Below are 8,090 nucleotides of genomic sequence, written 5' to 3'. Positions count from 1 at the left end.
GCGATGTGTCAGTCAGCACCGATGTCGGCTGACAGATTGCATTCGCGAGCAGGCTCGCTCCCACAAAAAGCAGCCACACTGAAATGGAGCCGGGATTAACCGGCGCCAGGCAGGTACAATGCCCACCCCTTTTTTGTTACGGCCCTGTCATGACTGACCCGATTCGACTATCCAAACGCCTCATCGAACTCGTCGGTTGCTCCCGTCGGGAGGCTGAGTTGTTCATCGAGGGTGGCTGGGTCACTGTCGACGGCGAAGTCATCGACGAACCGCAGTTCAAGGTCGGCACCCAGAAAGTCGAACTCGACAAGGACGCCAAGGCGACCGCACCGGAACCGGTGACCATCCTGCTCAACGTGCCCGCCGGCATGGACGCGGACAGCGCCATGGCAACCCTCAGCGCCGAGACCTTGAGCGAAGAACACCGCTACGGCAAACGCCCGCTCAAGGGCCACTTCCAGCGCCTGACCGCCAGCACCGACCTGCAAGCCAATGCCAGTGGTTTGCTGGTGTTCACCCAAGACTGGAAGATCCTGCGCAAGCTCACGGCCGATGCGAGCAAGATCGAGCAGGAATACGTGGTCGAGGTCGAAGGCGACATGGCCGAGCACGGCCTGAACCGTTTGCAGCACGGCCTGACCTACAAGGGCAAGGAGCTGCCGCCGGTCAAAGCCAGCTGGCAGAACGAAAACCGCCTGCGCTTTGCCATGAAAAACCCGCAACCGGGCGTGATCGCCCTGTTCTGCCAGGCAGTCGGCCTGAAGGTCGTGGCCATCCGCCGCATTCGCATCGGCGGCGTGTCCATCGGCAAAGTGCCTCTGGGGCAATGGCGCTACCTGTCCGGCAAAGAGAAGTTCTAAGGCTTTTCTCGCCGCCATACATTCCGGCGTCGCGCCTGGTCGCGATGCCCACAGCTGAATATCAGGACTGCACACATGATTCATAACGACGTATTGCGCAGCGTGCGCTACATGCTCGACATCAGCGACAAGAAAGTCATCGAGATCATCAAGCTCGGCGGCATGGACGTTAGCCTGCAAGACCTGGTGACGTACCTCGACAAGAAAGAAGAAGACGAGGAAGGTTTCGTACGCTGCCCGGACGAAGTCATGGCGCACTTCCTCGACGGCCTGGTGATCTTCAAGCGTGGCAAGGACGAAAGCCGTCCACCACAGCCGATCGAAGTGCCGGTGACCAACAACATCATCCTGAAAAAACTGCGCGTGGCCTTCGAACTGAAGGAAGACGACATGCACGCGATCCTCAAGGCCGCCGAGTTCCCGGTGTCCAAGCCTGAGCTGAGCGCCCTGTTCCGCAAGTTCGGCCACACCAACTATCGCCCGTGCGGCGACCAGTTGCTGCGCAACTTCCTCAAGGGCCTGACACTACGCGTGCGCCCTCAGTAACCCGTTCACCGCAGGAGCGAGCTTGCTCGCTCCTACAGGGCCGAATGGCCCCCCATTCCGCGCAAAAATAGTGGCTCCGTTTCCGGCGGCTGACGACTAGGGTGTAAAGACCCTCAGCTCTCAGGATTCGCCATGCATCCCTACTTTTCCCTGCAAGGCCGCACCGCTCTGGTGACCGGCGGCACCCGCGGTATCGGCAAAATGATCGCCAAGGCCTATGTCGAGGCGGGCGCCACCGTGTACGTCTGCGCCCGCGATGCCGAAGCCTGCCAGCAAACGGCTGACGAACTCCGTGCATTCGGACGTTGCCACGGTGTGGCGGCCAATCTGGCCACCGAAGAAGGTGTACTGCAATTGGCCACGCGTGTGGGCGAACAGCTCACCCATCTCGACATTCTGGTCAATAACGCCGGAACCACCTGGGGCGCGCCATTGGAGAGCTATCCGATCAAGGGCTGGGAAAAGGTCATGCAGCTCAATGTGACGTCGGTATTCAACTGTATCCAGCAATTCCTGCCGCTACTGCGCAAGGCCGGCTCAGCGGCGAATCCGGCACGGGTCATCAACATCGGTTCAGTGGCCGGGATTTCATCCTTCGGGGAACAAGCCTATGCCTACGGACCGAGCAAAGCGGCCCTGCATCAACTGTCGCGGATTCTGGCGCGAGAACTGGTGAGCCAGCACATCAACGTCAACGTGATCGCGCCGGGGCGCTTTCCGAGCAAGATGACGCAACACATCGGCAATGATGAACAGGCACTGGCAGAAGATACGGCGTTGATCCCGATGAAGCGCTGGGGGCGGGAAGAAGAGATGGCAGCGCTGGCGATCAGCCTGGCGAGTACGGCCGGGGCTTATATGACCGGCAATATCATTCCGCTGGATGGCGGGTTCAGTCTCTAAATCGGCGGTGCCGCCTTCGCGAGCAGGCTCGCTCCCACAGGGATTTACTGTGCTCACAATACCTGCTCGCGAAGGGGCCAGCACAGGCACCACTGAATTCAGGTCGATCGGGTTATCATGCCCTCCTTTCCCCCGCCTCGACCGCAAACCATGACCTACAGCGTTTCCCCTATCGGCTTTGTGCGCTCCTGTTTCAAGGAGAAGTTCGCCATCCCGCGCCAACCGCAACTGGCCCCGGCCGCGCGTGGTGTCCTGGAACTGGTGGCGCCATTCGATCAGGGCGATGCGGTGCAAGGCCTGGAACAGGTAAGCCATGTCTGGCTGCTATTCCTGTTTCATCAGGCGCTGGAAGAAAAGCCACGGCTGAAAGTCCGCCCGCCTCGCCTCGGCGGTAATAAATCCATGGGCGTATTCGCCACCCGCGCCACCCACCGCCCCAACGGCATTGGCCAGTCGGTGGTCAAACTGGACAAGGTCGAAGCCAATCGCTTGTGGATATCCGGCATCGACTTGCTGGACGGCACGCCGATTCTCGACATCAAACCCTACGTGCCTTACGCCGACATCATCGATATCGCCTCCAACAGCATCGCCAGTGCCGCGCCACACCTGATTCCCGTGCAGTGGACGGACAACGCCCTGAAACAGGCTCACGGGCACTCACAGCGCCTTGCTGAGCCACTGGTTGAGTTGATTGAGCAATGTTTGGCGCAGGATCCACGCCCGGCGTACCAGACGCCCGCGCCGGAGCGGGAATATGGCGCGCAATTCTGGGACCTGGATGTGCGTTGGCATTATCCGACACCGGAGATGATCCGGGTGCTCGAAGTCATTCCCGCGAAGGTTTGAACGCCATAAACGACTGTGGGAGCGAGCCTGCTCGCGAAAGGGGTGTGTCAGTCAACATCAATGCTGACCGGTACATCCTCTTCGCGAGCAGGCTCGCTCCCACAGGCAAGGCAAAGCAGCTGAGCGGTGTTGTTACTTCTCGACGAACGCACGCTCGATCAGGTAATCACCCGGCTCGCGCATCCGCGGCGAGACTTTCAGGCCGAAGCTGTTCAGCACTTCGCTGGTCTCGTCGAGCATGCTCGGGCTGCCGCACAGCATGGCGCGGTCGTCCTGCGGGTTGATCGGCGGCAGACCGATGTCGCTGAACAGCTTGCCGCTGCGCATCAGGTCGGTCAGGCGACCTTCGTTCTCAAATGGCTCACGGGTCACGGTCGGGTAGTAGATCAACTTGTCACGCAACGATTCGCCGAAGAACTCATTCTGCGGCAGGTGCTCGGTGATGAACTCGCGGTAGGCGACTTCGTTGACGTAACGCACGCCGTGGCACAGGATCACTTTTTCGAAACGCTCATAGGTTTCCGGATCCTGGATGACGCTCATGAACGGCGCCAGACCGGTACCGGTGCTGAGCAGGTACAAATGTTTGCCAGGCTTCAAGTCGTCCAGCACCAGCGTGCCGGTAGGCTTCTTGCTGATGATGATCTCGTCGCCTTCCTTCAGATGCTGCAGCTGGGAAGTCAGCGGACCATCAGGCACCTTGATGCTGAAGAACTCGAGATGCTCTTCCCAGTTCGGGCTGGCAATCGAGTAAGCGCGCATAAGCGGGCGGCCATTGGGTTGTTGCAGGCCGATCATCACGAACTGACCGTTCTCGAAGCGCAGGCCCGGATCTCGGGTGCACTTGAAGCTGAACAGAGTGTCGTTCCAGTGATGAACACTGAGGACACGCTCGTGGTTCATGTTGCTCATGTACGGGGACTCCTGGAGATTGTCGGCGCATGCTCCGCACTCTGTGAGCGGCGCGCAATTGCATCGCATTCTAATAGCAGTGACAATATCTGTTAAATGGATTATTAAGATAAGGGTTATCGGTTATATCGATATGCGATTTACTCTCCGTCAACTTCAAGTATTTGTCGCCGTCGCCCAGCAGGAAAGCGTGTCCCGTGCCGCGGGGCTGCTCAACCTGTCGCAATCGGCGGCGAGCACCTCGATCACCGAACTGGAGCGCCAGTCCAGCTGCCAGCTGTTCGACCGCGCCGGCAAACGGCTGAGCCTCAACGCCCTTGGCAAACAGCTGCTGCCGCAAGCGGTAGCGATGCTCGACCAGGCCAAGGAAATCGAAGACCTGCTCAACGGCAAGTCCGGCTTCGGCTCCTTGGCGGTGGGCGCGACCCTGACCATCGGCAATTACCTGGCCACCCTGTTGATCGGCGGTTTCATGCAGCGCCACCCGGAAAGCCAGGTGAAGCTGCATGTACAGAACACCGCCAATATCGTGCAACAGGTTGCCCACTACGAAATTGACCTGGGTCTGATCGAAGGCGATTGCAGCCACCCGGACATCGAAGTGCAGAGCTGGGTCGAAGATGAACTGGTGGTGTTTTGCGCGCCGCAGCATCCCCTGGCGCAACGAGGCACCGCGACCATGGACGAACTGAGCCATGAAGCCTGGATTCTGCGCGAACAAGGCTCGGGGACACGGCTGACATTCGATCAGGCCATGCGTCATCACCATCGCGCGCTGAACATCCGCCTGGAACTGGAGCACACCGAAGCAATCAAGCGCGCGGTGGAGTCCGGCCTGGGAATTGGCTGTATTTCGCGGCTGGCACTGCGGGACGCGTTCCGCCGCGGCAGCCTGGTGCCGGTAGAGACACCGGATCTGGACCTGGCCCGCCAGTTCTACTTCATCTGGCACAAGCAGAAATACCAGACGTCGGCGATGCGCGAATTCCTCGATCTGTGCCGCGCTTTCACCGCCGGGGTCCAGCGCAGCGACGAGATCGTGCTGCCGACGATCGCTTAAAGAAGTATCACGGCCCACACCAGCGCGATCATGGTCAACGCCACCAGTTGCGCGGCGCTGCCCATGTCCTTGGCGTTCTTCGACAGCGGATGCCGCTCAAGGGAAATGCGGTCGATCGCCGCTTCCACTGCCGAGTTGAGCAACTCGACAATCAAGGCCAGCAGGCAGACTGCAATCAGCAGCGCCTGCTCGACGCGACTGACGTTCAGGAAGAACGACAGGGGAATCAGGATGACGTTGAGCAAAACCAGCTGCCGGAAAGCCGCTTCGCCGGTGAAAGCTGCGCGCAGGCCATCGAAGGAATAACCCGAGGCATTGAGGATGCGTTTCAGGCCGGTCTGGCCTTTGAAAGGGGACATAGAGTAGGCAACTGACCAAAAAAGGAGTGGGAAAGCTAGATTAACCAAAGTCAAAAAAGCGTGAAGATGCCAACCCTTATTGGCTTGAAATTGACTCAAGTTGTTGCAGGAGCAACGCAGCCTGGGTTCGGGTTCGCACGTTCAGTTTACGGAAAATCGCCGTCACGTGGGCCTTGATGGTCGCTTCAGAAACGCCCAGTTCGTAAGCAATCTGCTTGTTCAGCAAACCCTCGCAGACCATGGTCAACACCCGGAACTGCTGAGGTGTCAGGCTGGCAAGGCCTTCGCTGGCCGCTTTGGCCTCATCGGAAACGCTGACCGCTTCGAACGCTTGCGGTGGCCAGTACACGTCACCCTCGAGTACGGCACGCACGGCTTTCTGGATCACACCCAGGTCGCTGGACTTGGGAATAAAGCCACTGGCCCCGAACTCACGGGACTTGACCATCACCGAGGCTTCTTCCTGGGCCGAAACCATCACGACCGGAATCTGCGGGTATTGACCACGCAACAGCACCAGCCCGGAAAAACCGTACGCCCCCGGCATATTCAGATCCAGAAGCACCAGATCCCAGTCGGCCTTTTCAGTCAGGCGGCCTTCCAGTTCGGCAATGCTCGCCACCTCCACCAAACGGACATCCGGGCCTAGCCCGAGGGTCAACGCTTGATGCAGGGCGGAGCGAAAAAGCGGGTGGTCATCGGCTATCAGGATTTCGTATGTGGCCATTTTTCAAATGATCCTGTTTTTTATGGGGTACCCGACGCATTCGGGTAGCGCCAAAACAACTCGAGGCACAGCCAGGCAGCTGCACCAACAGGGCACGTTCAACGCCAATCACGTAAAAAAGCGGCGTATCAAACTTCGGCCGCGCCCTAATCGGCGCCAAGCATGCCCAGCGAAGTCGGGGTGGTCAAGCTGGATGGCCAGTACAGTCTTTTGCAGTATGGGCGACAATCAGCCCATGACAGGCGCGGTGTTCTGCACAAATGGCAGCAACTCGGCATGTGCCGGTGTTTCCACGTTCATTTCAAGCTGCCGCTTGGCATCGAGGTAATGCTGGCTGAATACATCGAAATAAGCGTCCAGGGCCGACGCCGCCTGCGTATCGCCCGCCAGATCAAGGCACAACGCCGCGACCTCAGCGGTACACAGATGTTCGCTGCGGGTAGATCGACGCAATTGATAGCGCGAGAGTTTTTCGGGCAACAGGCTAAGGATCGGCAACCCATCGAAATAAGGACTTTTGCGGAAAATCTTCCGGGCTTCGGTCCAGGTCGCGTCTAACAGAATGAACAGCGGTCGCCTGTTGCTATCCAACGCTACACTGTGGGTCACGCGCTCGGGCTCGACATACTCACCCGGAAACACCAGATAAGGCTGCCATTGCGGATCGGACAACAGCGCCAGCAACTGCTGATCGACGTCGGTCCGCGACCAGATGAACGCGTGGTTATCGCGCACCACGTCAGCGATCAGCCAGCCGGTGTTGCTGGGTTTGAACACTTCCTTGCTGGTCATGATCAGGCACACCCCCGAGCGGGTATCGACCCGTGGGCGCCAGGCGCACAGGCAATGGCTCTCGATCACACGGCAGGCTCGGCAGCGGGTTGCGCGCCAGCCTCGGGCCTGAATCGGCTTGATGCCTTCATCTTCGCGCTGATCGCGCAGGCGGGCGACGGCGTTGGGGGCATGGATCATTGCGGGCAAGACCGGCAGACAGAGGAACTCGACACGAATAGCACTCGGGGCAATAAAGACCGGCAGTTTACCAGAGCCACCGGCGCAAGCCTGTACCGTCCAGACGGGCTCCCCTATAATTCGCCGCCACTGAACGCACAGTCACGTGGCTGGTCGAACCACCAGTCACTGAACCAGGAGAGTTTCATGCTGCGCCTTATCGTTCCCACCGCTGCCATTCTGCTGGCGTCGTCCTTCAACGCTCAGGCTGCGTCCTTGAGTGAGCAGAATCTGAACAGAGAGCTGCGCAACGTCGCCGCACAAAGCAGCGTCGGCACGCCACGGGCGATCAACGAAGACATTCTTGACCAGGGCTACACCGTCGAAGGCAATACGCTGATCAACCACTTGAGCGTGCAAAGCAGCCATGCCAACAAGATGCGGGCTGATCCGAAGGCGGTGTACTTCCAGCTTGGCGCCTCCGTATGCAGAAACGAGGGTTACCGCAAGCTGATGAAGAAGGGTGCGATCATGCGTTACGACTTCACCGAGGTGAAGACCAATCGCGCGGTTGGCTCGGCAAGCTTCCAGGAATCGGATTGCCCGAAAGCCGCACCGGTGAAGAAGAAGTAACTATTTGGACTTGGCGCGCCGCTGTTCATCCTCGGCGCGCAGATCTGCCAGCAATGCCTGCAAGTAACGCGAACGCCGCTCCGCCCCCTCCAGTCGTCGGCAACACTCCTCCTCGAGACTCAAATGATTAGTCTCGGCCGATGACTTCAGTAATCGATACAGTTGCGTATCGATCTCTATTTCCAGAATGACTCTGGCCATCAATCCCGCCTCCTTGCACCTCGCTCTTGTTGAGCGATAAATCCTTCTACCGCCTGTACCGTGCGCCCTGCCGTTGACGCGAAGTTGTC

General features: G+C 59.2%; 11 protein-coding genes. 6 read left to right on the top strand and 5 right to left on the bottom strand.

What is annotated here, in order from left to right; all coding sequences use genetic code 11:
- Positions 1–149 precede the first annotated feature (149 nt).
- The 4 genes from ACW9HW_RS04570 (at position 150) to tsaA (ending at position 3,158) form a co-directional block, all read left to right on the top strand.
- A complete protein-coding gene (locus tag ACW9HW_RS04570; RefSeq protein WP_095197033.1) occupies positions 150–860 on the top strand; it encodes an rRNA pseudouridine synthase in 711 nt (236 codons plus the stop codon).
- 75 nt (positions 861–935) lie between these two features.
- On the top strand, positions 936–1,406 hold the full coding sequence (locus ACW9HW_RS04565) for a YehS family protein (RefSeq protein WP_095197034.1): 471 nt from the start codon (positions 936–938) through the stop codon (positions 1,404–1,406).
- A gap of 132 nt (positions 1,407–1,538) precedes the next feature.
- Positions 1,539–2,309 (top strand): SDR family oxidoreductase, encoded by a 771-nt coding sequence (locus ACW9HW_RS04560; protein ID WP_457398658.1) that lies wholly within the window; start codon positions 1,539–1,541, stop codon positions 2,307–2,309.
- A gap of 150 nt (positions 2,310–2,459) precedes the next feature.
- Positions 2,460–3,158 carry a tRNA (N6-threonylcarbamoyladenosine(37)-N6)-methyltransferase TrmO gene (gene tsaA / locus ACW9HW_RS04555; RefSeq protein WP_095197036.1) on the top strand — a complete coding sequence of 233 codons (699 nt, stop codon included), beginning with the start codon at positions 2,460–2,462 and terminating at the stop codon, positions 3,156–3,158.
- Between the two features lie 132 nt (positions 3,159–3,290).
- On the opposite strand, the gene fpr is transcribed toward tsaA, so the two are convergent.
- Complete coding sequence (gene fpr / locus ACW9HW_RS04550; RefSeq protein WP_007947184.1) at positions 3,291–4,070, bottom strand: ferredoxin-NADP reductase; 780 nt, start codon at positions 4,068–4,070, stop codon at positions 3,291–3,293.
- A 133-nt stretch (positions 4,071–4,203) separates the two neighbouring features.
- Here fpr and ACW9HW_RS04545 point away from each other — a divergent pair, with 133 nt between their 5' ends.
- Positions 4,204–5,130 carry a LysR family transcriptional regulator gene (locus ACW9HW_RS04545; protein ID WP_095197037.1) on the top strand — a complete coding sequence of 309 codons (927 nt, stop codon included), beginning with the start codon at positions 4,204–4,206 and terminating at the stop codon, positions 5,128–5,130.
- On the opposite strand, the gene ACW9HW_RS04540 is transcribed toward ACW9HW_RS04545, so the two are convergent.
- The 3 genes from ACW9HW_RS04540 to ACW9HW_RS04530 form a co-directional block, all read right to left on the bottom strand.
- Positions 5,127–5,489, bottom strand: a complete 363-nt coding sequence (locus tag ACW9HW_RS04540) for a diacylglycerol kinase (protein ID WP_095197038.1) — start codon at positions 5,487–5,489, stop codon at positions 5,127–5,129. The two genes, ACW9HW_RS04545 and ACW9HW_RS04540, sit on opposite strands and share 4 nt — an antisense overlap.
- A 76-nt stretch (positions 5,490–5,565) precedes the next feature.
- Entirely contained in the window at positions 5,566–6,216 is a 651-nt protein-coding gene (erdR, locus tag ACW9HW_RS04535) for a response regulator transcription factor ErdR (RefSeq protein ID WP_457398653.1), read from the bottom strand.
- Between the two features lie 228 nt (positions 6,217–6,444).
- Positions 6,445–7,188 carry a tRNA-uridine aminocarboxypropyltransferase gene (locus ACW9HW_RS04530; RefSeq protein WP_095197040.1) on the bottom strand — a complete coding sequence of 248 codons (744 nt, stop codon included), beginning with the start codon at positions 7,186–7,188 and terminating at the stop codon, positions 6,445–6,447.
- Between the two features lie 186 nt (positions 7,189–7,374).
- Between ACW9HW_RS04530 and ACW9HW_RS04525 the strand changes: the two genes are divergently transcribed.
- A complete protein-coding gene (locus tag ACW9HW_RS04525) occupies positions 7,375–7,800 on the top strand; it encodes a PA3611 family quorum-sensing-regulated virulence factor (protein ID WP_095197041.1) in 426 nt (141 codons plus the stop codon).
- On the opposite strand, the gene ACW9HW_RS04520 is transcribed toward ACW9HW_RS04525, so the two are convergent.
- A complete protein-coding gene (locus ACW9HW_RS04520; protein ID WP_095197042.1) occupies positions 7,801–8,001 on the bottom strand; it encodes a hypothetical protein in 201 nt (66 codons plus the stop codon).
- Positions 8,002–8,090 lie beyond the last annotated feature (89 nt).

It is taken from the genome of Pseudomonas sp. SDO5532_S415, from assembly GCF_054071155.1.
The sequence above is the reverse complement of the archived record's forward strand: the minus strand, read 5'-3'. Positions and strand labels throughout refer to the sequence as shown.